The 21,664-nt window shown below is 47.0% G+C and carries 22 protein-coding genes and 1 pseudogene; 16 read left to right on the top strand and 7 right to left on the bottom strand.

Annotated elements, in window-relative coordinates; all coding sequences use genetic code 11:
- Nucleotides 1–446: 446 nt before the first annotated feature.
- Nucleotides 447–1,139 carry an FMN-dependent NADH-azoreductase gene (locus tag ACJJIZ_RS13735; RefSeq protein WP_444913775.1) on the bottom strand — a complete coding sequence of 231 codons (693 nt, stop codon included), beginning with the start codon at nucleotides 1,137–1,139 and terminating at the stop codon, nucleotides 447–449.
- Nucleotides 1,140–1,261: 122 nt separating this feature from the next.
- Here ACJJIZ_RS13735 and ACJJIZ_RS13730 point away from each other — a divergent pair, with 122 nt between their 5' ends.
- The 3 genes and pseudogenes from ACJJIZ_RS13730 to ACJJIZ_RS13720 all read left to right on the top strand — a co-directional run bounded on the left by ACJJIZ_RS13730 (nucleotide 1,262) and on the right by ACJJIZ_RS13720 (nucleotide 5,232).
- Nucleotides 1,262–2,152, top strand: coding sequence for a LysR substrate-binding domain-containing protein (locus ACJJIZ_RS13730; protein WP_444913774.1), 891 nt, complete (start codon nucleotides 1,262–1,264; stop codon nucleotides 2,150–2,152).
- A gap of 187 nt (nucleotides 2,153–2,339) precedes the next feature.
- Nucleotides 2,340–4,613: pseudogene (locus ACJJIZ_RS13725) on the top strand (ribonucleoside triphosphate reductase).
- Nucleotides 4,606–5,232, top strand: a complete 627-nt coding sequence (locus ACJJIZ_RS13720; RefSeq protein WP_444913773.1) for an anaerobic ribonucleoside-triphosphate reductase activating protein — start codon at nucleotides 4,606–4,608, stop codon at nucleotides 5,230–5,232. The pseudogene ACJJIZ_RS13725 and the gene ACJJIZ_RS13720 overlap by 8 nt, the downstream one beginning before the upstream one ends.
- Before the next feature lie 10 nt (nucleotides 5,233–5,242).
- On the opposite strand, the gene ACJJIZ_RS13715 is transcribed toward ACJJIZ_RS13720, so the two are convergent.
- Nucleotides 5,243–5,878 (bottom strand): SDR family oxidoreductase, encoded by a 636-nt coding sequence (locus tag ACJJIZ_RS13715; RefSeq protein WP_444913772.1) that lies wholly within the window; start codon nucleotides 5,876–5,878, stop codon nucleotides 5,243–5,245.
- 28 nt (nucleotides 5,879–5,906) lie between these two features.
- Nucleotides 5,907–7,277, bottom strand: coding sequence for an NAD-dependent succinate-semialdehyde dehydrogenase (locus ACJJIZ_RS13710; protein ID WP_444913771.1), 1,371 nt, complete (start codon nucleotides 7,275–7,277; stop codon nucleotides 5,907–5,909).
- A 528-nt stretch (nucleotides 7,278–7,805) separates the two neighbouring features.
- Between ACJJIZ_RS13710 and ACJJIZ_RS13705 the strand changes: the two genes are divergently transcribed.
- From ACJJIZ_RS13705 to ACJJIZ_RS13695, 3 genes are all read left to right on the top strand, one after another.
- Nucleotides 7,806–9,119 carry an acetyl-CoA hydrolase/transferase family protein gene (locus ACJJIZ_RS13705; RefSeq protein WP_444913770.1) on the top strand — a complete coding sequence of 438 codons (1,314 nt, stop codon included), beginning with the start codon at nucleotides 7,806–7,808 and terminating at the stop codon, nucleotides 9,117–9,119.
- Between the two features lie 8 nt (nucleotides 9,120–9,127).
- Nucleotides 9,128–9,976, top strand: a complete 849-nt coding sequence (locus tag ACJJIZ_RS13700) for an HpcH/HpaI aldolase/citrate lyase family protein (protein WP_444913769.1) — start codon at nucleotides 9,128–9,130, stop codon at nucleotides 9,974–9,976.
- 81 nt (nucleotides 9,977–10,057) lie between these two features.
- Complete coding sequence (locus ACJJIZ_RS13695) at nucleotides 10,058–10,579, top strand: MaoC/PaaZ C-terminal domain-containing protein (protein WP_444913768.1); 522 nt, start codon at nucleotides 10,058–10,060, stop codon at nucleotides 10,577–10,579.
- 139 nt (nucleotides 10,580–10,718) lie between these two features.
- Here the strand turns inward: ACJJIZ_RS13695 and ACJJIZ_RS13690 are convergent, their stop codons facing one another.
- The 3 genes from ACJJIZ_RS13690 to ACJJIZ_RS13680 are packed head-to-tail and all read right to left on the bottom strand — an operon-like array spanning nucleotide 10,719 to nucleotide 12,238.
- The gene (locus ACJJIZ_RS13690) at nucleotides 10,719–11,018 is read right to left on the bottom strand and encodes a putative quinol monooxygenase (RefSeq protein WP_413665795.1); all 300 of its coding nucleotides are present in this window, start codon (nucleotides 11,016–11,018) and stop codon (nucleotides 10,719–10,721) included.
- 32 nt (nucleotides 11,019–11,050) lie between these two features.
- Nucleotides 11,051–11,503: a DMT family transporter gene (locus ACJJIZ_RS13685; protein ID WP_444913767.1), complete on the bottom strand. Its 453-nt coding sequence runs from the start codon at nucleotides 11,501–11,503 to the stop codon at nucleotides 11,051–11,053.
- A gap of 60 nt (nucleotides 11,504–11,563) precedes the next feature.
- Nucleotides 11,564–12,238 carry a type 1 glutamine amidotransferase domain-containing protein gene (locus ACJJIZ_RS13680; RefSeq protein WP_413665793.1) on the bottom strand — a complete coding sequence of 225 codons (675 nt, stop codon included), beginning with the start codon at nucleotides 12,236–12,238 and terminating at the stop codon, nucleotides 11,564–11,566.
- A gap of 122 nt (nucleotides 12,239–12,360) precedes the next feature.
- Here ACJJIZ_RS13680 and ACJJIZ_RS13675 point away from each other — a divergent pair, with 122 nt between their 5' ends.
- The 7 genes from ACJJIZ_RS13675 to ACJJIZ_RS13645 all read left to right on the top strand — a co-directional run bounded on the left by ACJJIZ_RS13675 (nucleotide 12,361) and on the right by ACJJIZ_RS13645 (nucleotide 19,435).
- Nucleotides 12,361–13,242, top strand: a complete 882-nt coding sequence (locus ACJJIZ_RS13675) for a LysR family transcriptional regulator (protein ID WP_444913766.1) — start codon at nucleotides 12,361–12,363, stop codon at nucleotides 13,240–13,242.
- Between the two features lie 105 nt (nucleotides 13,243–13,347).
- Nucleotides 13,348–14,151, top strand: a complete 804-nt coding sequence (locus tag ACJJIZ_RS13670; RefSeq protein WP_444913765.1) for a CLCA_X family protein — start codon at nucleotides 13,348–13,350, stop codon at nucleotides 14,149–14,151.
- Nucleotides 14,135–14,557, top strand: coding sequence for a hypothetical protein (locus ACJJIZ_RS13665; RefSeq protein ID WP_444913764.1), 423 nt, complete (start codon nucleotides 14,135–14,137; stop codon nucleotides 14,555–14,557). The genes ACJJIZ_RS13670 and ACJJIZ_RS13665 overlap by 17 nt, the downstream gene beginning before the upstream one ends.
- Nucleotides 14,558–14,647: 90 nt before the next feature.
- Nucleotides 14,648–15,346 carry a response regulator transcription factor gene (locus ACJJIZ_RS13660; protein ID WP_444908307.1) on the top strand — a complete coding sequence of 233 codons (699 nt, stop codon included), beginning with the start codon at nucleotides 14,648–14,650 and terminating at the stop codon, nucleotides 15,344–15,346.
- Nucleotides 15,343–16,701 (top strand): sensor histidine kinase, encoded by a 1,359-nt coding sequence (locus ACJJIZ_RS13655; RefSeq protein WP_444913763.1) that lies wholly within the window; start codon nucleotides 15,343–15,345, stop codon nucleotides 16,699–16,701. Before ACJJIZ_RS13660 ends, ACJJIZ_RS13655 begins: the two co-directional genes overlap by 4 nt.
- Before the next feature lie 118 nt (nucleotides 16,702–16,819).
- Nucleotides 16,820–18,814 (top strand): TonB-dependent receptor, encoded by a 1,995-nt coding sequence (locus ACJJIZ_RS13650; RefSeq protein ID WP_444913762.1) that lies wholly within the window; start codon nucleotides 16,820–16,822, stop codon nucleotides 18,812–18,814.
- Between the two features lie 63 nt (nucleotides 18,815–18,877).
- A complete protein-coding gene (locus tag ACJJIZ_RS13645) occupies nucleotides 18,878–19,435 on the top strand; it encodes a PepSY-associated transmembrane domain-containing protein (protein WP_413665787.1) in 558 nt (185 codons plus the stop codon).
- Nucleotides 19,436–19,576: 141 nt separating this feature from the next.
- On the opposite strand, the gene ACJJIZ_RS13640 is transcribed toward ACJJIZ_RS13645, so the two are convergent.
- Complete coding sequence (locus ACJJIZ_RS13640; protein ID WP_444913056.1) at nucleotides 19,577–20,218, bottom strand: CatA-like O-acetyltransferase; 642 nt, start codon at nucleotides 20,216–20,218, stop codon at nucleotides 19,577–19,579.
- 381 nt (nucleotides 20,219–20,599) lie between these two features.
- Here ACJJIZ_RS13640 and ACJJIZ_RS13635 point away from each other — a divergent pair, with 381 nt between their 5' ends.
- From ACJJIZ_RS13635 to ACJJIZ_RS13625, 3 genes are read left to right on the top strand one after another with little or no spacing between them, the layout of a single operon-like run.
- Nucleotides 20,600–20,959: a carboxymuconolactone decarboxylase family protein gene (locus ACJJIZ_RS13635; RefSeq protein ID WP_413665785.1), complete on the top strand. Its 360-nt coding sequence runs from the start codon at nucleotides 20,600–20,602 to the stop codon at nucleotides 20,957–20,959.
- The gene (locus ACJJIZ_RS13630; RefSeq protein ID WP_444913761.1) at nucleotides 20,959–21,411 is read left to right on the top strand and encodes a VOC family protein; all 453 of its coding nucleotides are present in this window, start codon (nucleotides 20,959–20,961) and stop codon (nucleotides 21,409–21,411) included. The genes ACJJIZ_RS13635 and ACJJIZ_RS13630 overlap by 1 nt, the downstream gene beginning before the upstream one ends.
- Nucleotides 21,408–21,557 (top strand): hypothetical protein, encoded by a 150-nt coding sequence (locus ACJJIZ_RS13625; RefSeq protein WP_444913760.1) that lies wholly within the window; start codon nucleotides 21,408–21,410, stop codon nucleotides 21,555–21,557. Before ACJJIZ_RS13630 ends, ACJJIZ_RS13625 begins: the two co-directional genes overlap by 4 nt.
- The last annotated feature ends 107 nt before the right edge of the window (nucleotides 21,558–21,664 follow it).

Genomic DNA, 21,664 nt, shown 5'->3' with positions numbered 1-21,664 from the left:
TATGCCAGCCTTTTTCCCGTCGAGCACTATAACCACTGTAAAGGAGAGTATAGGCTTCTGGGTCACCGACTATTGATTCGGCAATGCTTCTTGCATGCTCAATGCCAAGTGAAACCATCTCACTAACCTCCTCCTTACTTGGTTCTCCCTGGGATTTTGGAAAAACCAAGAGGTGGTAATTCGGTATTAAGTCTCTGCGAACCCTAATCAACCGGCAATTGTTCCCAGAGGCTAAAGTAATATTCCCGTTGTTGTCCGATGAATTGCCAAATACCCGCTGCTTCATAAATCCTCAGATACTTATTTACTTTTTTGTACCAGAGTACAAATTGAGAGCTGGCAAAGACGCTATTTGCGCCTATTCCGCATAGTAAGTATCGGGAGGCCACTCTGACAAGCCGCTGGCCACTTCATTGGGGAGACAAGCTAGCTTTGGCATGCAAACTTTAAAGGCAGTTAGCCAACGTTGCGGTTAACTCCTGAGTTTTGAGGAAAGCTCGTTTAATCGAATCCCGATGCCTTTCATCAGCAAATTCCTGGTACTCCGCATTGATTTCATGAAACTCCTCAATCCCCAAATAGTGGCTTAAGGTTCGGATATGTGGCCCCAGGTGATTCATTTGCTCACGAATTCCTCCTTGTCCAAAGCCAAACTCCCCGGCAGAGGTGATTAGCACCAGCTTTTTGCCAGACATAACAGGCTCTAAGGGGAAGTCACCGCGGTCTAAATCAAAGGTGAACGTCTTGTTGATACGAACAACTTGATCGAACCAGGCCTTGAGTGCGGCAGGCATGCCGTAGTTATACATCGAAGTGGACATAACAATGATATCCGCCTGGGATAGCTCATCAATCAAGGTGTCAGAAAGCGCGACCAAGGACTGCTGCTCCTTGGTGCGATCCGCTTCAGGCGTAAAAACCGAGGCAATCCAATCTTGATTAATAAAGCCTGGTGGGTTTAAACCGACATCTCTATGGATAACTTTATCTTTAGGCCTCTTTTCTAGCCAACTGCTTATAAAACTCGCGGCAACTGCTTTGGAGATTGAGGTATGCCTGGGGATACTCGCACTGTCTTGTGGTGCTGCTAAGCCGCTCCACTTCTGGGCACTAGCGTCAATATGTAATAGTGTTTTCATAGTCTGGAACCTTTACTAAACCATCTGAGGGTTCATCTATGGTGATGCTGGGGAGTATCCTTGACAAACGAGTTATTTTTTCTTATAGATGAGGAAAAATCATCTATAAGAGATTCTGATCGGTGTACCCAAACCTACCCTCCCTCAACGCCCTCAAAGTATTCGATGCCGCCGCCAGACTGGGCAGTTTCAAGAGAGCTGCGGAAGAACTCTTTATAACGCCGACAGCCGTATCACATCAGATAAAGGGTTTGGAGGAATCCCTGGGTACAACATTATTCGAGCGCAAAACTCGTGCTGTGCAGTTGACCAGTGAAGGGCAGATGCTCGCTCAAACTACCTCTCAAATTTTTCAGCAGCTCACTGAAACGGTGAGTGAAATAACGTGTTCAAAGAAAACACTGACCGTTAGCACGACTTCAAGCTTTGCTGCTATGTGGCTTGTGCCCCATCTGGAGAATTTTTATCAGAAATTTCCTGATATCATTGTTTCAGTAGTGACCGGGGAAGAAGTGAGTGATATCGAGCGAGATAGACGCATCGACATCGCTATTCGGTACGGGAAATATGATGAAAGTACAAAAAATGCCGTCCACTTGGCCACCGAAACAATCGGTGTCTACGCTGCACCAAGCTACCTGACTCAGATTAGGGATATTTCTGAAGCTCAACTTCTGGAAACAAAATGGGTCAACTCATCACTTCCACCGCTGAACTGGCAAACTCTCCTCAAAAGAAATCTTGATGGCATTCGCGTGCGGCAGTTTGACCAGGAGCATCATGTAATCCAGGCCGCCTTAGCTGGCCAGGGTATTGCGTTAGTTAGCTCGTTTCTTGTTCAAAATGCTTTACGCAACCAATGGCTGGTCCCCTATAGAGGAGACTCCAAGCTTTCAGGAATCGAGGGATTTACCTATTCCGCATTAATACCTGGCCGCCATTCAAGAAATGGAAATGTGTTGGCTTTTGTAACCTGGCTGAAGGAAGCACTACGCAATGCTCCCTATAGTTAGGTACATCCGACTGGCCTGAACTCACCTTCGGGCTTGCCGAGAGTAGGTATGTTCCTAACCTAAGCCCACACCAAGAACACAATATATTGTGTTCATCTATTAATCAGTGCGCCATATATAGTGATTTGGATCAATTGGTGTTCCTGCCTCTTCGATATGCTCTCCCCACAAATTGTGAGGAAGGCCGATGACCAGTACCGCTATACCCGACAGCGAAGCCGCACCAGCTTCAGAACAGATTTCGCAGGTAAATTCAGATCAACTGTTGGTGCGTAAGCGAGATGGCAGGACTCTGGCTTTTGATGCTCGCAGGATCACTTTGGCTCTTCTCAGTGCTGGCCAGGCAACGGAATCCTTTGATCAACAGGAAGCGGAACAACTTACCGAATCTGTCCTTAAAGTGATCATGCACCGCTTTGATAGTGGTGAGCCCATTGATATTGAAGAGATTCAGAATATTGCTGAACAGGTATTGATCAATAACGATTACATTGATACTGCGCGTGCCTATATCGCTTATCGGGGGCGGCATGCGCAAATGCGCACTGATCGGCAAACACTGGTGGATGTCGGTGCTTCTATTGAAGAGTATTTAGAGCAAGCGGATTGGCGAGTTGCAGCCAATGCGAACCAGGGATATTCCCTAGGGGGATTGATCCTGAACAGCGCAGGTAAAATGATTGCCAACTATTGGTTAAATCATGTTTATTCCCCTGAGATCGGCGCAGCACATCGGGATGGCGATTTACACATCCACGACCTGGATATGTTGGCTGGATATTGTGCAGGTTGGTCGCTGCGTACCCTATTACATGAAGGGTTGAATGGTGTTCCGGGAAAAGTCGAATCGGCACCGCCGGCCCACTTGACCAGCGCGGTCGGACAGATTGTTAACTTTCTTGGAACACTGCAAAACGAATGGGCGGGCGCGCAAGCATTTAGCTCTTTCGATACCTATCTTGCACCTTTTGTGCGCAAGGACCAGCTTGACTACGCGACCGTACGCCAGTGCATTCAAGAGCTGATCTTTAACCTGAATGTGCCATCCCGCTGGGGTACCCAGACTCCCTTTACTAATCTCACTTTCGATTGGGTTTGCCCCCAGGATTTGCGCGAGCAGGTGCCTGTGATTGCCGGTCAGGAAATGCCTTTCACCTATGGCGATCTGCAAGAGGAAATGGATCTAATCAACCGCGCCTATATCGAAGTCATGAGCGAGGGGGATGCGCGCGGTAGGGTATTCACCTTCCCTATTCCCACATACAACATCAGTGAGGATTTCCCTTGGGAGAGCGAAAATGCTGAGCGGCTGTTTGCCATGACCGCTCGCTACGGTCTGCCCTATTTCCAAAACTTTATAAATTCAGACCTGAGCCCAAACATGGTTCGCTCCATGTGCTGCCGCTTACAGCTTGATCTACGCGAACTGTTAAAGCGCGGCAATGGCCTCTTTGGCTCTGCCGAACAGACAGGTTCGCTCGGCGTAGTGACTATCAACTGTGCCCGCCTTGGATATCTCTATAAAGGAAACTGGCAGCTTCTGCTCACCCAACTGGACAAACTGCTGATACTTGCCCGTGATTCCCTTGAAGTGAAACGGAAAGTCATCCAACGGCATATGGATGCAGGTCTATTTCCCTACACTCGCCGCTACCTGGGGACTCTGCGCAACCACTTCTCCACGATCGGGGTGAACGGCATCAATGAGATGCTGAGAAACTTTAGTGGGGATAACGAAAGTGTGGTTACGGAAGATGGGAAAGAACTGGCCGAGCAATTACTCGATCATATCCGTATGCGCATGACTGAATTCCAGGAACAAACCGGGCATCTCTACAATCTGGAGGCAACTCCGGCAGAGGGCACTACTTATCGGTTTGCCCGCGAAGACCGCAAACGTTACCCGAATATTATGCAGGCAGGTAGTAGTGAAGCGCCGTACTACACCAATTCATCCCAGCTACCAGTGGGCTTTACCGATGATCCCTTCGAGGCCCTGGCCCGACAGGAATCCCTCCAATCCCGTTACACCGGTGGCACTGTGCTTCATCTTTATTTGGGCGAGCAGTTGCCTGATGCCGATAGTTGCCGCCGCTTGCTGCGGCGTGCTCTGGAAAACTACCGCCTGCCCTATATCACCGTGACGCCGAGCTTTTCAATTTGCCCGGTCCATGGATATCTGAGTGGCGAACACGAATTCTGCCCACGCTGCGACGAAGCTCTCCTGGCCCGTGAGTAATCCTGTTGTAGCGACTAAACCATACTTGCAAGGAGAAAGACCATGAGCCAACAAGATACTTTATTGAGAGAAGAAGATCGGACCCGCTGCGAGGTATGGAGCCGGGTAATGGGGTACCACCGCCCAGTTTCATTTTGGAATCCGGGAAAACAATCAGAGCACCGGGAGCGCCAATTCTTTGTGGCGGACAACAGCAGGAATGCACTAAAAACTTATGAGTAATAAGTTACGTGTCGGTGGATTCACGTCGTTTACGGCAATCGACTTCCCCGGCGAGTTGGCAGCGGTGGTTTTTTGCCAGGGATGCCCCTGGCGCTGCCGCTACTGCCATAACGGTGATCTACTACCTGCGCGAGCACCCAGTGCCTATGACTGGGATCAGATCCTCACATTTTTAGACAGTCGTCGGGGCTTGCTGGACGCCGTTGTGTTTTCTGGTGGAGAGCCCACCGCCCAGAGTGCCCTGGAACCGGCGATTGCCCAAGTCAGGGAGCTGGGATTCAAGGTTGGGCTTCATACTGCGGGAATTTACCCCCGCAGGCTGGAGCGCCTGATCCAATGTCTTGATTGGGTGGGGTTGGATATCAAAGCAATGCCGGAAAACTACCCTTCCATTACGGGTGTTGATGGCAGTGGCGTGGCCCCTTGGCAGTGTGCGGAGCTTCTCGCTCAATCCAATGTACCACTGCAAGTGCGCCTTACCAGGCATCCGAGCCTCACAACTGATGCTGAACTGAACCAAATACGGGAGAAACTTAACGGTATTGGTATTGAAAAGTTGGAGATCCAGCGGTGCAATAGTGAGCAAGCGATAGATCAGACGTTGAGGTTCTTAACGTGAATGATAAAACCTAGTTTAGCTGTGCTAATGCGTCAGGAATCGGGGTTTCGCCCCCAATGAATTCAAAAACCGCACCGACCGTTTTGGGTTCATCCAGCGCAGTGGTAATTACCTCTGCAACATCGGCTCGGCTGATCTCTATGTCTGGCCCAGCAAATAAATCGCTTATGCTGATTAACCCCGTTCCCAAGGTGTCAGTTAGGGCACCAGGTCTCAATATCGTGTAATCGAGGCCACTTTTTTTTACATATTCATCCGCTATATGTTTGGCTTTTAGATAGGGTTGGAGCTTTTCAGGCCCCTGCTCTGGTCGCCCGGCAAAAATGGAACTCAATAGAATAAAGCGCGATATACCCGCGCTTTTCGTTGCATCACAAAGATGGATAGCACCATCCCGATCCACAGACTCCAATGCTTTACCCTTGGAGCCCGCAACAAAAATGACTGCATCTTGCCCCTTTACCGCATTGTTCAGGGACTCCTTCTTTGTCAGATCTCCAAGAATGGGGCGCGCACCTGTACTAGGCAAATTATCTTGTTGGGACTCTTTGCGGACCATAGCGGTTACCTCGTGCCCTTTGTCGACAAGTTTACCCACAAGGATTTGACCGATTGCACCGTTAGCACCCGCCACAAGTACTTTCATTGCTGTGCCCACGTCTATATTGCGCTACTTAGAAGTACCGTATCAGTTTTTGATTGACAAACTCTTTAATACCTAGCTCTCCCAGCTCCCGGCCATAGCCGGATTTCTTCACTCCTCCCATAGGCATACTGGCGTAGCTTGAAGCGGCATGGTTCACGAAGGCAGTACCACTTTCCAACTGTTCCGCGACACGGCGCCCCCTTTCATGGTCCTGGGTATAGACAGAACCACCCAGGCCAAAGGAGCTGTCATTAGCCAGCTTAACTGCTGCCTCCTCATCGGGAACCACCCAAACACAAGCGATGGGGCCGAATAACTCCTCTACTGCTGCCGGGGAACCAGCAGGTATTTCAGTTAATATACCCGGCTCAATAAATGCGCCATTGCGCTTACCTCCCACTAGCAATTGAGCGCCAGCCTTAACGGACTTGCTGACTTGATCCTCCAGTTGCTCAGCAGCCTTTTCAGTACATAGCGGACCGTAATCTGTGCTTTCTACAAGAGGGTCACCGGGTTTCAGCGCTTGGAACAGCTTGGTAGCGCGGTCTAGGAATTCTTCAGCAATGGGCTCCGTTAGAATGATTCTCTTCGCAGCCAAACATATCTGCCCGCAATTGCCCAGCTTTCCCTCCGCAAATCGCTGTATCGTTAAATCCATATCCGCATCTTCGAGCACGATAAATGGATCAACGCCACCCAGCTCCATAACAGTTTTCTTTACATTGCGGCCAGCTTGCTCTGCAACCATTGCACCGGCGGCATTGCTGCCAGTAAATGAGATTCCTTTGACCCTATCGTCATCAATAATGGAGGCAGCCCCACCGGATGTGATCGGTAGATTGGTATAGACCCCTTCCGGTACCCCTGCGTCAAACAACAGCTGTGCGAAGGCTTCGGCACACTGGGGAACATTAGAGGCATGTTTAGTAAGTACAACATTGCCGGCGATCAAGTTGGCGGCGGTAAAGCGAGCCGGTTGGTAGAAGGGAAAGTTCCATGGCTGAATGCCGTAGACCACTCCTAAGGGCTGGAAGAGTAAAGTGCCCTCCCCTTCGCGGGTGGAAAGCTGCTGTGGAGCTAGGATTTTTTCCCCCTCTTCGGCGTAGTAGTCAAAAATTTCAGCACAAAGTGCCAATTCACCTTGACCATCACTGAGCTTCTTACCCATCTCTAACGCCATCAGGCGGGCAAGTTCTTCGGATCGCTCCTCAAATAGGTTGCTTGCACGCTTTAGTATCACTGCTCGATCACTAAAACTTCGGTTTCTCCAGCTTACAAAGGCTTTGTCTGCGCGACCGATCGCCTTGTCGAGATCCTCTTGTGACATTTCGTGATAAGTCTTCAGAGTTTTACCGTTCAAGGGATTGACGGAAATCAGTGGACGTTTTGACTTTGTCATGAATAGACTTCCAACGGTTGCTTTAGGAACCGCTAAAGAACTATTTGGAATAGTACCAGTGCGGCATCTACGAGTGTTTGCAAAAGTGTAGTTGCTGAGGTTTGGCATACCACTGCTTGATGGATCAGCTAAAGTCACATCATTCTTTCTTAAAGACAGCTGACAGGCTGTAATCTTTGGTGAATAGCACTTAAAGCTAATGGAACACCATTAAGAGATTTAGGTACTTTACGAATACCACCGTGGCATAAAGATCAACTGCGGAGCTTTTAAAACATACCGACTGCATAGAATCGAATCTGCTCAAACAAGCTACATGATATTCATCGTTAAGTCACTAGCCCTTTTGAAACAAGCTTTAATTCACAAACTATAATCGCAGGGCTTAGTAGCTCTTACCTCCTTATTAGTGCTTGATTGCAGGTCTATGAACGTTTTCTACTTATTAGCGCCTTTGTAACAGGACCGTAAGAGCGACAGCAGCCGCTTCGAGGATCACAGTGTGGCCAAATAATCGGTTAATCTACTATGGATAACAACGCCCTGTATAAAAAGAAACAGCTAACTCCTGAAGAAGCAGTTAATTTAATCCCAGACGATAGCGTTATTTCTATCGGCATGCGCACCGCTAGCCCACCAGCCCTACTTTCAGCACTAGAGAAGCATATTCGAAATGGACTTATCACACATTTAAAAGTCTATTATATGCGCTGTGGGAAGGTCGCGACGGAAACTATTTTTCAAGAAGATCTAATGGACCGGGTTAGGCCCTACTCTTCAATGCTAACTAAAGACGAAGTTAAATTAGCAAATGCTGGATTTTCAAAAGGGGAAAAATATATTAACTATGTCCCTATATCTTTTAGTCGATACCCTCAAATAATCAGAGAGCAAGTTAAAATAGATGCTTTCCTGGTAACTGTTGCGCCGATGGATAAGCATGGTTATTTCAATTTTGGTACTAATGGTGATTATGCTATTGAGTTGTCGCGCCACGCAAATCGATTAATTGTGGAAGTGAATGAAAATATGCCACATACAGCGGGGGCCACCTTGTTGCACATTAGTGAAGTGGATGCCATTGTTGAAAACCATATGGAATTAGCGGAGGAATCTCCAAAAGAGATTACCGATTTAGATAGGAAAATTGGTGACTACATTGTTCCGTTAATACCTGATGGCGCAACTATCCAAATGGGTATTGGTGCTATTCCGAATGCAGTTTGTGAACAACTAACTAAAAAGAAAGATCTGGGCATTCATACCGAGGTGATAACACCGGGTATGATTAAGCTTATTAAGTCTGGAGCAGTAACTAATGCCCGAAAGACAATTAACCCTCATGTGAGCGTATTCACTTTTGCAGCTGGGGACAAAGAACTATTTGACTTTATAGATGGCAATCCATCTATGTTCTGCCTGCCAGTGTCATATGTGAATGAACCCCAAATAATAGCCCAGATCGATAATATGATTTCAGTTAACTCATTTATTGAGATTGATTTCAGTGGACAGGTCAATGCGGAATTCATTGGACATCAATTCTCGGGTGTTGGCGGGCAACTGGATTTCGTGAGGGGAGTTTACTACTCAAAAAATGGGAAGACTATTCTGGCCAGTAGCTCAACGGCACAGCGTGGTAAAACCTCCAGGATAGTTCCACGTTTGAAATCTATCACCACAGACTCTCGGTTAGATATCGATTACGTGGTAACCGAGTACGGATCTTGCAGACTTATGGGGAAATCAACCACAGAGCGGACCCTTGCCTTGATTGAAATCGCACACCCTAAATTCCGTAAAAGCTTATTGGAGCAGGCCAAAGAGCAAAACTTTATTTGAGCGATACAATGATTAATTTAAAGCTTTTCCCCGCATTGTTATTTACCCCTGGAAACCAACCGAAACGCTTTGCTAAGGCGTCTGAAGTTGGGGCGAATGGAATAATCATTGATCTCGAAGATAGCGTACCAGTGGAGGACAAAGATAGTGCCAGGGATATCGCGATCGATTTTTATTCAAGGCCAAGCTCGAATGGTGTTATAAGTGCAATTCGGATAAATAGTTTGTCAACGATCAATGGAATAAAAGATTTGGCCGAAATTATTGATAAAAAGCCATTTATAGATGTGGTGCTTTATCCGAAAACAGAATCTCAGCATGACATCAACCTTATCAGTGAGCTCTTGAGCGAAGCCTATATGGATATTTTGATTATAGCTTTAATTGAAACCGCTCAAGGAACATCAAATTTATATGATATCGTTAACTGTAGCTCCGAAAAATTGCAAGGTTTGATGTTTGGGGCCGCTGATTATGCAGCCGATCTGAATTGTGAATGCACCCCACAAGCACTCATATGGGCGCGTATGAAAATGGTCGAAGCTGCCGCACTCAAACAGATAGCTTGCTATGACTCCCCCTGTTTTAACTTTAAGGATGAAGGTGGACTAGTTAATGAACTTAATGAGGCTCAATCGCTTGGCTTTAGTGGCAAGGCAGCTATTCACCCTAAACAGGTAAAAACTATCAAGTTATCTTTTAGGCCTACACTAGACCAGTATAAGGAAGCAAAGGAAATCGTTCGTATCTACAATGAATCCTCAGGTAAAGCCTGCCAATATGAAGGCCGAATGATAGATATCCCGATCTACTCTAAGGCCCAGCAAATAATCTCAAACTTTAATAATCTTAGCTAAAGGCTACTCCAGCGCAAATCTACAAGTGCTCTGGGTATATCCAGGCAAACTTAGAGCCACTCAATCAAGGAGGCAATATTGATGGAATTTAACCCCTATAAACAAATTGACAACAATCGATATCGCGAAGATTTTGGCTTCTACTTCGAGGACTTTATAGAAGGTATCATAATCGAGCACCGCCCAGGTAGGACACTGACTCGAACAGACAATACTTGGATGACTTTGTTAACTATGAATACGGCGCAACTCCATTTTGATGCCCATTACGCAGAGAGCACTGAATGGAACCTTCCATTAGTAGATAGTACTCTGACATTGGCTATTGTCACGGGTATGACTGTAAATACTATTAGCAAGAAAGTTGTTGCCAATCTTGAGTGGGACAAAGTTAAACTGCTTAAACCTGTTTTTGAAGGTGACACGGTTTATGCAGAAAGTGAGGTCATTTCTAAGCGTGAATCCAAGTCTAGGCCAACACAGGGTATTGTTAGCGTAGAAACCCGTGGTATTAATCAGCGAGGAGATACTTTTATGAGCTTTCAGCGAACAGTTCTGGTTTATAAGAAAGGCCACGCTCCTAATTATGAGATCAAAAAATAACCTAACAGAAAGGCTATCTCATTGGTATATATGCACTTCTTTAAGTCGATGTCCGATTAGACTCACTTCAATGAAAATGAAGGTATTGATGTTATAAAAGTAAGATTACAAAAAGTTGCAATATAAAATAACGGTTGTGCTAGATAGTTTTTACCTCCGTATATTTTTCGATTCTTGCCTCCGCAGCAAGAAGTGGATTCAACTTTGCAATGATGGTTTTTAAGTGGTCTGTATTCCAATGCTGCATTTCAGCTTCAGAAGACTCCCAAACTTCTAGCGTAGTGAAAACATTGCCTTCATCCTGTGAGGGTAAAATTTTATAGGATAAACAGCCAGACTCTTGTTCTGACTTACATGCCAGCTCGATTAACAACGCTGATGCCTGAGAAGTATATTGTGGGCGGATTGTGACTTTTGCCATAACGATTAAATTAGCCATATGCTCTCTTTACATAACCATTTTTTCTGAAATTAAGAAGTGCGTTTCACTACCAACAGTACGCCGACAACCATCATGGCGAGACCAATAAGGCGCTTGGTATCCAAGCTGGTTTGCTGCGCACCTAGTAGCCCAAAATGGTCGATAGCGCTGATGGCGAGCAGTTGCCCTAGAAGAACGAAAGATACCGCATTACCCACACCATACCTTGGCGACACCCAAGTCACACTCAATATATAGAAAGCTACTAGAATCCCACCCAAGTAAAAGTACCAGGCAATATCTTTGCTAAAAACAGCACTGGGTAACCCCTCCGTTTTCAAGAGATAGGCCGCGGAGATTACAAGTCCAACGAGAAATAGCAGTGTAGTTGCCAGGGCTGAACTACCAAGCTTAATACCGAGACCACTATTCAGCGTGGCCATTACCGGTATACCAATGCCTGCAATAAGCATTAGAGACGGGTAGATAACTGCATTTTGCACTACGGGACACCTCTACTTAGAATCACGAGCCGACCCCAAAGGGGCCGGCCAGGCCATGTACTAGCTGGCAAGCTGTTTGGCGATAGCAACACCAACACCGTGTGCACTTGCTGGGTTCTGGCCGCTAATCACTCGCCCATCTTCAATCACAAACTCCTGCCAAGGTTGTACTTTGTTGTAGCGGGCAGCGCCCCTCGCCAAAGATTCTTCCAGCAAAAATGGGATGTCATTAATGGTGCCGAAGTCAATCTCCTCCTCACGAGTGAAGCCGGTGACAGACTTGCTAGCCAAAAGCTTTTCGCCATTGCTCAGGGTGATAGGCAGGAAACCAGCGGGGCCGTGGCACACTGCGGCCAATGTGCCACCCTCTTCGTAGATCTCGGCACTTAGCTTTGCGAAGTCTTCGTTAGTTGCCAAGTCAGAAAGCAGACCAAATCCGCCGGGGTAGAATACTGCATCATAGTCTGCAGTATTCAGTTGACTCATAGGGATGGTGTTATTGATACGGTTTTGGAAATCTGAATCATTGAGCACTTTCTGGTTGATGTCGTCACCCTCGATGTCTGTGCCATAGAGTGGTGCTTTTCCCCCTTTAATTGAGGCGATGTCATAGTCGAGTCCACTCTCCATAAATACGTGAATCGCGTGAGTCAACTCAGGTGAGTAGGTGCCATTTGCCTGGTCAGTTTCACCAAGAGTGGCGTGGTTGGTCACTGGAATAAGTACTTTCTTCATGTTTCTTTCCTCTGTTGGTCAGCATTCAGTGGGGAGGGATTGTAGATTGTCCCCCTTCTGCTGATAATGCGTAAAATCTGTTAAATACCTTTGCAGAATGGCAATAATCGAGATTGAGAAACATGGAAAATTTTGACGGCATAGTCGAGTTTGTAGCGGTGGCAGAAAGCCAAGGTTTCTCAGCGGCTGCCAAGCAACTTGGCTGCAGTACTAGCCATGTGAGTAGGCAGGTCTCCCGCCTGGAGGAGCGCTTGGGCTCATCCCTTTTGGCCCGCTCAACACGTCAGGTAAGTCTGACCCCGGCCGGGACCGCCTATTACCAGCGCTGTAAAGAGTTAGTGATTGGCCTTCAACAGGCGAATGAGCAGGTTAGCCAGCAACAGTTTCAGCTCAATGGAACACTAAGAGTTAGCGGTGCTGGTATCTTTGCTGAGCAATATGTTGCCCCTGCCCTGATGGAGTTTGGCTTGAAACACCCGGGGTTGAAAATCGACATGGACTTCAATAGCAGGATGGTCAATTTCGTCGAGGATGGGATTGATTTTGCCATACGCTATGGTCGCCTTGAGGATTCCGGCTTAGTTGCTCGTAAACTGGCCGACCGCCAAATGATGGCCGTCGCAAGCCCGAGTTACCTGAAAGAGAATGGTATTCCCAATCACCCCGATCAACTAAAAACGCAGAGTTGCTTGGTGGCTAACAATGATGAATGGGTTTTTGACCTGAATGGAGAACCTGTAAGCGTAAAGGTTAGTGGGCGCTGGAGAACAAATAATGCCCATGCGATCGTGAAAGCTTGCGAGCAAGGCCTGGGTATAGCTTATATGCCCAAAAGCAGTTTCAGTGGTTCAATTCAACAGGGCTTACTGGAGCCTATCTTGGAATCTTTTTGTGGGCGCGGAGCCAGTAGCTGGATCGTGTATCAGAACCGTCGCTTTTTACCGATGCGAGCGCGAATGGCGATTGACTATTTGGTTGATTACTTTTCTGACTGGGTTGAATAGAAATCAATTGGGTTCGTTGGCAGGAATAGAAGCACTCCCCATTTCTTGCAAGCCTTCAATCCGGAGGATTAATATCCACCCTCCTCCAATCGACTGGCATTGATTATGGTCCTGACCAGGGCATTTTATCGCAGTGGTCACACTGCAACCCAGCAACGACAACCCGTTTCGTTTGTGGATGTCAGGAAGCGATTTGGCTTTCGCTCTATTGCTGTTGGCCGCTGGGTCACTCGTGAGGAGCGCGATCGGGCCGCTGGGCTTTTTTACGATGCACTTGTTGATCTAATGACCATTCTTCAAGGACCGGAAGTATTGATATCCCTCCGAGGTACATTGTCTTTCCAATATGGAATCGGCGGGCGCCCGGGGATGGCTGCCTTTTATGACCCTACTGCCCGGAGCTTTTCTCTTGCCAAGAACGCGGGGCCTGGCTCTATTGCCCATGAATGGTTTCATGCATTTGATCATTACTTAGCCCAAAAAGCGTTCAGTGATACGTCCAGTACCATGTATGCCTCAGAGGCCTGGTTACGGAATGCAACTCCAGTGCCCCACCCGCTCAATGACTTACTTTTTGCGTGCTTTAAATCTGTGATGCTGGATGAGAGTGGTAATAACCCCAGTGACTTGTTGACTGCTTCCATCAGTGCCGATAAAACAAATGGTTCACTCTACTACAGTGAGCCTGTAGAGCTGAGTGCTCGGGCTTTCGAAGCATTTATTCAGGATGCCAGTATCAACAATAATTTTTTGGTTGCTGGCTCAAAGGCTAGCCAAGAGGCAAAGTTGGGACTGTATCCACAGGGGCAGCAACGCAAAAGAATTAACCAGGCTTTCACAGCATATTTTTCCTATTTAGGACGAAGCCTTCAGACTTCCACGGGTGGAGACAATGACGTCAACCCTTAGAAATACCTTTCTTCTGGGCACGGCCCTTCTCGCTGGTGTAGTCGCTTGGGTGTGGGCTGAACTTTCAAAAAGCTATGAATTGATTGCAATAGCCAGCGATCCCGTGCTGTCAGCGGAGCGTGGATTCATTGATGCGGAAAATGATTTCATTCATAACCGGGCTAAGTTCGTGGATGTTTATTCTCCAGGGGTTGGCCATGTAACGCCCGGGATACTAGAAGAAGACTTGCAAGGTAAGTATGCTGAGTTCAGACCTCAGGAAACATTTTTCCTATGTGGAACCGGCATCCATATTGAAGATTACGCTCTGGATAGCGGGCAGCACGAACACAATAAATTTTACGCTCAAGCATACAATGCCAAGTTTTTGGAACTCATCAGCAGTTCAGCCCAGCGCTATGACTGAACGAATACACATCTCTTCAACTAACTATATTAGGCGTTGCTCATTGTGGTAATTTGCTCCACAACCAGTTTGCATACAGCTAATGTCTTCATGAGCCAAAAACCTCCCACTCAATCCAACATCCTGATCGTTGAAGATGATCGCGGTCTCAACGACCAGCTCTGCGAAATGATCCAAAGCGCAGGATACCAAGTCAACGCCTGCTTTGATGGCAATACCGCATTGCTGGAAGCTGCCAAGCAACAACCTCAATTAATTTTGCTCGATTTGATGCTGCCGGAAATGGACGGTATTTCTCTACTCAAAATTTTACGCAAAACCAGTCAGGTTCCAGTCATCATCCTAACTGCCAAGGGCGCTGAAGAGGAGAGGATCGCAGGCTTTCGCCATGGAGCAGATGATTATGTGGCCAAGCCATTTAACAAGACCGAACTGTTACTGAGAGTTGAGGCGCTATTGCGCCGTAGTCAACCAGTGATGATGGAAGCCGTCCACCATACAGAGATCGACAACCTGCAACTCGATTTGAATGCTCAGCAAGCATTCACCGGCGGTCTGGCAATTGATTTTACCGCAACCCAGTTTAAATTGTTGTGGGAGTTAGCGGTTCACCGGGGAGAGGTATTGAGCAAAGCCTATCTCTCACAGCAGGTCCTCAACCGTACTCTGGGTGCTTACGACCGCAGTTTGGACATGCACTTGAGTCGAATCAGGCGCAAGCTGACCGGAGCAGGATGGCGTGGAGACCGGCTACAAACAGTACACGGCAGAGGGTACTGTTTGAAATGAACCGCAAGCTTTTATGGAAACTATGCCTTCTGATTACTGCGGGCATTGTCTCTCTCTTTTACCTGATCAATTCCCTAACTATTCGCACCGAGGAGCAGATGAGTATGCTGGAGGCATCTCATCGTGAGGAATTGAAACAGTGGGGCAAGGAGGCGGAAGCGCGGTTTCTCTCCGGCAACGAAGGTGAATTGGAGCAATGGTTAAAAGAGTTGCAGGAAAAGGAAAACACCTGGGCCACAGTTACCCAATATGAGTTAACCCATGTAGCTGGTGAGAGGGGTAATGAACATCGTTACATCGGCTATAACCTCGGTCGGGATGTGGACTGGAAGGTCCACCTGTATTTTAAAGAAAACCCGGTGATGGAAATTCCTTTTGCAACCCAGCAAACCAGTCTCTTGATACTTCTTCCCGATAGAATGCGTCCCGGCAGCTACTGGAAAACAACGCGACTCCTGCTGCAAATACTCCTGCCAATGGGAATCCTAGCTTTAGTTTCCGTGATGCTCTATCGCCATATTATGCACCCGCTGCGCAAACTTGAGCAGGCAACACGGGAGTTTAGTCGGGGAAACTTTGATGTTCGAGTACACCGCCAATTGGGAAATCGTGACGATGAGATTTCTGAATTAGCCAAAACTTTTGATCAAATGGCGACTCGAATAGGCGTGCAAATCGTCAACCAGCGCCAGCTAATCGCGGATCTATCTCACGAACTGAGAACTCCACTCACCCGACTGGATATTGCGATAGAGGGAGCTGGTGCAAGTCACGCTGATGATAAAAATATCCAGAGGATTCAGCGGGAGTCTGCTCATATCAGGCGTTTGGTAGACGATACACTCACCCTAGCCTGGCTGGATAACGAACAGCCTTCTATAGGTATCGAAGACTTGGACCTGGTTGACCTTATCGATGTGATTGTCGAGGATGCCCGTTTCGAATTTCCCGATCGCACTATCTGCACTCATTTGCCAGACTCGGCTGAATTAAGACAGTCTAATCACAAGGCGGTAGGACAAGCCTTGGAAAATATCTTGCGCAACGCCATGCGCTATACCCCGAAGGGACAAGCCGTTCATGTCCTTCTGGAGGGAAATACGAAAAGCAGATTTGTTATTGATATTGAAGACTCTGGCCCCGGAGTACCTGAAGCACTACTGGACAGTATCTTTAAGCCTTTCTTCCGAGCAGATCAGTCTCGCACATCAAAATCGAAAAATTTTGGGCTGGGCTTGGCGTTGGCGCGACGCCAGCTACATAGCGTGGGCGGAACCATAGAAGCCTCCAACCGCTCTGTAGGAGGATTGTGTATGAGAGTCACTCTCCCCACTCAATCTTTGGAGCCTGCATAAGGTAACTCTCCAACACACTGATGCAACTAAATGTAACAAATGCAACACTGCTGTACTTCACAGTTGCCAATAGGAATAATTCGCATTAGCAAATAGGTAACTCTGTGAAGGACAGCCAATGGCCCGCAACATTTCCCGTAATAAGTATGCGTTACTCCCCTTGATGGTATCCAGCGCCCTGGCCTCTGGCATCAGCCAGGCACAGGAAGTGCAGAAACAAGAGGATACTGCTCAAAACCCAATGGAAACTGTCGTTGTTGTCGGTGTGGCAACTGATACCGAGATCACCCCTGAAGAACTCGATAAGCAGCAGGCAAATGATCTCAGCGATATATTCCGCCAGATACCTTCCGTATCTGTTGGTGGGTCACTGGGTATTGCGCAAAAAGTCTATGTCCGCGGTATGGAAGACACACTACTTAATGTGACTGTTGATGGTGCTCCACAAACAAGCACCCTCTTCCATCATATTGGTCGGGTATCGATAGAACCTGAGCTGTTGCAAAAGGTTGAAGTGCAGGCTGGAGCCGGTGAAGCTACCAGTGGGGCTGGCGCCATTGGCGGTGCTATCCGCTTTGAGACCAAAGATGCGGATGACCTACTTGATGACGGTGAGCAGTTTGGCGCAATAGTGAAAGGCGCTTTCTTTAGTAATGATGGTGAGAAAGCCAGTGCTTCAGTTTATGGAAAGATAACTGACAACTGGGGACTACTTGGGTCATTTGTAACCGTTGATCGCGACGATATGGAAGATGGCGACGGTGACACTATCTATGGTACAGCTTCCGAACAGGATCTCGCCTTTATAAAATTAAGTGGCGATTTGTCTGAAGATCAAAAACTGAGTGTCAGTTTTGAACAGCGGGAAGAATCAGGCGAGTTCAGTAGACATCCCAACTGGCCCGCCCTTCAAGGCGATACTCTCTACCCGATGGAAGCTGAGCGCCAGACCTTTGTTGTCAACCATCAGTTTTCTCCCAGCGATCTGATCAATCTGGAAACAACGGTTTATCATACAAAATCAGAAGCATGGCGGGAGCTATGGGACTACGTTGCTTCCGTGGAATCCATCGGTTTTGATTTACGTAATACCAGCAGTGTTGGTCAACATACCATCACCTATGGCATTGAAGCCCGTGAGGATGAAGTGGAAGGGGTGGAGGGAGGCCTCAACTCCTGGCTTGAAGAAGGACATGTTCGTGGAGCTTATATCCAGGATCATTGGCAGGCTACGGACGCGCTATTGCTAAGTTTTGGACTTCGTTACGACGAATACGAGCTGGAACAAGTGACTCATGATGACGAGACGGATAGCCAGGGTTTCAGTCCCAATATTGGAATGAGTTATTCGCTTACCGATGCACTCACCTTTACTGCGGGTCATGCAACAGCGATGCGCGGCAAGGAGGTTGGAGATGGGTTTACTCTGTGGTCGGCAACTCTTGATCCTGACCTGGATGCTGAGACGGTCGACAATACCGAGTTGGGGCTAGAATACAGCCTGGACGGCCTTCAATTAAAAGCCGCTATCTATCGCAGCACTATCGATGACGTTATTTTTGATCAGGTCGGGCGTCCCGTTTATTATGAAAATATTGGTGAGCTGGAAACTGAAGGGTTTGAACTCAGCGCCTCATATGTTTGGGATCAGTTAACCATCAGTGCCGCATTCAGCCACAATGATTCGGAATTGAATGGAGAGACTGTAGAGGGGTATGAGCACAACGGTTTAGCAAATGCTCGCGGCGATACATGGAACCTGACCACCAGCTATGCTATTACACCGAAATTAGAGTTGGGCTGGAATTTTACACTGGTACAAGACTTAAATGATATTGAGGTTTTACACCGCTCAGTAGAGGTCGACGACGATGTCGACAGTATCCAAGAGGTTGACAAGCCCGGTTACCAAGTACACGATCTTTACTTGCACTGGGAACCACTGGCAGATGACAGTCTGAATGTGAATTTAGCGGTTCAAAACCTGTTTAATGAGCACTATCGGGATCACTCCAGCGTAGCAGATTATACAGATATTACCGGGTTTGGTAGCGTAGCCGGAATTTATGAGGCAGGCCGCGATATCAGGTTATCAGTAGACTACCGCTTCTAATCTCCTTTATTTGTTTATTTACTATCAGGGCGCAATGCACTTGCATTGCGCCCTTTGTTGCCTATGAAATCCAGATACCGTTTACTGTGGATCAAGCTCCACACCTATTTTTCCTGCTTTTTTCTACCCATTGCCATTTTGTATATCGCCACGGGCGTGCTCTACCTATTCGATATAGAGGGGGGCGTCGACGAACAATTTGAGTACACAGTTTCTCTACCCAAGGGCTTACCCAGCAATGAGCAAGAGACCCTAGATACTATATCTCCGTTTGTTCAGCCCACAGAAGTATCATTGCCGGCAGATTTCTATTTGGAGGATGAGTGGATTGGCTGGTATGGCTACAAACGCCAAGTCTATTTGGAGCCTAGCCAGGATAAGCAATCAGCGATACTTCATGTAAAAGAACATGATCTATGGCATCAATTTCTGCTGATTCATAAAGGTCATGCTGGCCCCCTCTTCTGGTTCTCATCCATTATGCTTGGTGCGAGCCTGCTATTTAGCTTGATTAGTGGATTAGTGGTTGCTTTTGCGGTGCCAAAATTCAGGAAGACTTCTATACAATTTACTTCTCTCGGGCTTATTGCACTGGTAATTGCCTTTTTTATTGGGGGCTGAAGTTTCACCATTTGAGGGAGTTCTAGCTAGGGAGCCTCTGAGCAGCTATATGCATCTCTATAGCTCTTCAAGGTACACATTATGCGACTTTAAGAGCGGGTTCACGAAATTACCCAGAGCCCCTAGCTCCAGCTTAAAACTTTAAGCCAGTTGACAAATCTTATCCTCCAACTGCTGTTTAAATTGATAAAGATGGATGCCATCCAGAAAGCAGTGATTAACTTCAATATACATCGAAGTGACAAGGCGGCCCTCCTGGCGATGGTATTTACCCCAGAAAATAAAAGGTATTCCTGGATCACAACCTTCTTTCTGTACAGGCTTTACCTGTAGACCAGAGAAGTCACCCCAGGGGTAGCAGCTGATATTCAAGATATCATGGCGGCTGATGAAATTTTCTACGGGGAGGTACTCAGATTGTGCCTGTGAAAGTTCCCTTGCCTTGTGGACGAACTCTGTCAGATTCGTTTCCATTCTTGCCATAACGAGTTTGAATAACTCATTATCCCCTAAATCAGAAAATAACGGGTGCAGCATGTCATGCTCAATGGGCTGGCCATTGACGATACGATGCCTGAAACCCGCTATTTCATTTCCCACCTGCGTGACAAGAAAAATAAGGCTGTAATAAAAAGGGAGTGTATTCTTTTTACAGAAAGATACCAGATTTGTCACATCGACCGGCTGGGTTAAGCCTATCCGAGTTGACCCTGCACTGCTCATAAAAAATTCAAAGTGGGCCTTTCTATTCCAGCGTTCGATATCAATAGGAGTCATGGACATATGAATATCGAGCCTTCAATGGATATTCATAGTTTAGGGTAGATTATAAGCAGCATCGGTGTTGCTAGTAGCTTTTATCTAGTTAGGACACCTGGAATATATTTAGAGGCATTAGCTACCATGTTGTAATCGCCATATCAAAACGCTCTTCCCTTCAGGCTAATACCATTTTAGCAACGCTACCATATACCTCTTTCGCCCCTGCTAGGGCACTAAAATAGGTCCCAACAACAGACTGTGCCACCCCATAAACAGCGATCATCTGTGCATAATTTGCAAAAGTGATGTTCCTGCTTATAAGTTTTAAGAAGGATACGACTCTCTATAATAACTTCCAGTTTCTACAGCGAAATATCATCTAGATAACCAGGACTATTAACTATGACTACCAAATACGAAAATGCCGTTTTGGATGATCAAGCATTGATCGAGGGACTTAAGTCTATCAACCCGGTATGGGGAGATCTAGCTGTACGAGTCGCGGGTGAAGTATGGGGAAAGCCACTTCTAGATCAAAAAACCAAAGCACTAATCACTATCGCTATTGACCAAATGGCGCTCAATGTAAATGGTGAAGGTAACCCGTTTGGAGCCCATGTCGATATGGCGCTCAAACAAGGGGCAACGTATGAAGAGATTGAGGAATTGATTGTTTTTGCCTCAATGTATACGGGCTTCAATAAAGGGGCTACCACCATGGGCGCACTGAATAAGCTTCGCCATGATCGAGGAGACATCTAATGGCTATCCCCGGAATTAAAAAAGCAGATCATATAGGATTCACCGTCCCCGATGTTGATTTGGCCGTTGAGTTCTTTAGTACACACTTTGGTTTTAAGTTGGCTTATACGTTTGGGCCATTTGCCTCAGACGATACTTGGATGACGGATCACCTTAATGTAAATCCTCGTGCAGAGATCAAGAAAATTGCTGTTATGAATGCTAACAGCATCAATCTGGAAATATTCGAGTATGCCGACAACATAGATCGAAATAAGGTGGCACCAAACAATGCTGATGTTGGGGGGCATCATTTAGCATTCTATGTTGAAGATATTGATGCTGCGGTTGAATACCTCAAGAAACAGAATATAGAGGTACTCGGCGCTCCTACGGTAATGACTGAAGGGCCAACTGAAGGAGAGACCTGGGTATATTTCGTGGCCCTTGGGGCAAGCTGGTTCCTATTTTGACTGACTACCGCGCATCTTCATCGGCAGAAAACCAAACTATCAATGCACTCTACTTACCTACGGATAACCTGGCTCCCAAAGTACGTGTTGTTATTGATTTCCTTAAGGAGAAATACGGTAGTCCCTGCTATTGGGATGCAAAATAGAGAAGCTTTCTTGCTATGACTCGGTGGGTATCGTGTACATTGTACTGCAAACAGGTTTTGGTTACAGGCAGCGGCTCCTGCCTCGGCCTGTAATTTCTGCTTGGTAT

This window comes from Microbulbifer maximicatervae (SeqCode), from assembly GCF_052467225.1.
This window is presented reverse-complemented; position numbering and strand designations above follow the sequence as displayed.